Source organism: Teredinibacter waterburyi (assembly GCF_001922985.1).
In the GTDB taxonomy this organism is placed as follows: Bacteria; Pseudomonadota; Gammaproteobacteria; order Pseudomonadales; family Cellvibrionaceae; genus Teredinibacter; species Teredinibacter waterburyi.
On record NZ_MRUH01000023.1, the window covers coordinates 1 to 1,804 of the forward strand.

At 45.3% G+C, this 1,804-nt stretch carries 1 protein-coding gene; it reads left to right on the forward strand.

Annotated elements, in window-relative coordinates; genetic code table 11:
* The coding region (locus IDZ20_RS04645) for a condensation domain-containing protein (RefSeq protein WP_245792111.1) at positions 1–1,804 on the forward strand (1,804 nt) is incomplete at both ends.

The window sequence follows — 1,804 nt, forward strand, 5'->3', positions numbered from 1 at the left end:
GAAAGCTTGCCGGACTACATGATCCCTGCGCACTTTGTGTGTTTGCCTTCATTTCCGCAAACGCCTAATAACAAGGTTGATCGCAAGGCACTGCCTAAGCCAGCTAAACCCGAACCCGTCTCTCGATCAAAGACCTTAGCGCAGCCTGTCGCCAAGGGCGGGCTCGAAGAAAGTTTATTGGCCCTATGCGCTGAAATGCTACGAATTGATAGCGTTGCGTTAAACGATAACTTTTTTAAGTTGGGTGGTGACTCGTTATTAGCGACACAAATTGTGACGCGGATTAATGACCGGTATGCGATTAAGTTACCAATAAGTACTATTTTTGAGGTCGAAAACTTTGCCGCCCTTACAGCTTCCGTTAAGGTTCTTTGTGACACGAACAGATTGGCCGCCGAAGAGAGTAGTGCCGCGGACGACAAGGATCTTGACGCATTGCCACGCGCCCCGCGTGACAAACAAGCTCCTGTTAGTTATGCGCAGCGGCGTATGTGGTTAATCGATCACCTTTATGGAGCCGGCGCAGCTTACAATATTTCTAACACGGTTAGATTGCGCGGTAAGATCAATACTGATGCCTTAGCTTGGGCATTAAATCAATTAATCCGCCGCCATGAAACGTTGCGTACTGTTTTTCCTGCAGATATAGATGGCCCAAAGCAAAAAATATTGTCATTCTCGCCGATAGAGCTAGATATTCGTAACCTAGAGAAGGAGCCTGAAAGTCAACAGGCAGTAATTCTTAAAGAACGAATAAAACAGTTAGTAGAAGAGCGGCACGATTTAGCGGCAGGCCCAGTATTTCGTTGCGAGTTGGTCAAACTATCCAGCCGTGAATATGTTTTTATCGTTATTTTTAATCATATTATTTACGACAACATTTGGTCGTCGCGTCTATTTTTTGAAGAGCTATCGAAATTTTATGGCGCTTACCCCAAGGGACTAGATGAACAACCTCTATTGCCAGAGCTGCAGCGTCAATTTATAGATTATGCCTGTTGGGAACAGAGCCAAATTGAAAGTGGTGCGTTTTCGGGCTCTTTAGAGTTTTGGCGGAAAGAACTCAGCTTATTGCCCGAGCCATTACAGCTGCCAACGGATAAAAAACGCGTCGGCCGCCCAAGCTATATTGGCCAACGTGTAGAATTTACAATTGAAAAAGAATTAAAGAATTCGCTAGGTAAGATAGCTAAAGCACAGTCAGCGACGTCGTTTATGTTGCTGCTAGCGGCTTGGCAGTTGTTGTTAAATCGATATAGTGGTCAGCAGGATATTTTGCTGGGTACAACAACCGGGCGTCGCCATCGATCCGAAACCGAAAAAATGATTGGGTTATTTATTAATAATCTGGTGGTCCGAACTCAAATATTATCGGAGCAAACCTTCTCGCAGCTACTTTCTAGCGTACGAAAGAAATCCGTACAGATTTTCGCTCACGATCAAGTGCCATTTGAATTCCTAGTGTCGCAACTTAAGCCGGAACGAAAAAGTGGCATGGCACCATTTTTCCAACACTTCTTTATACACCGTAATATTGGTTCCAATCGTTGGACCCTTCCAGGGTTGGATGTTGAGCCAATGAAGATTGCCCGTGGCGGTTCAAAATTTGATATAACGCTATCGGTGTTGGAAGACGACGATAAAATTAGCGGTACGCTAGAATATGCTACAGATCTATTTGAGCGCAGTAGCATGGAGCGTATGGCGGCCAACTATATCGAATTGCTGAGCAGCATTGCGGCTAATCCCGATCAGTTGTTGAGCGAGCTTTCGATAATCGCGCCGAATGAGCGGCAACAGCTCT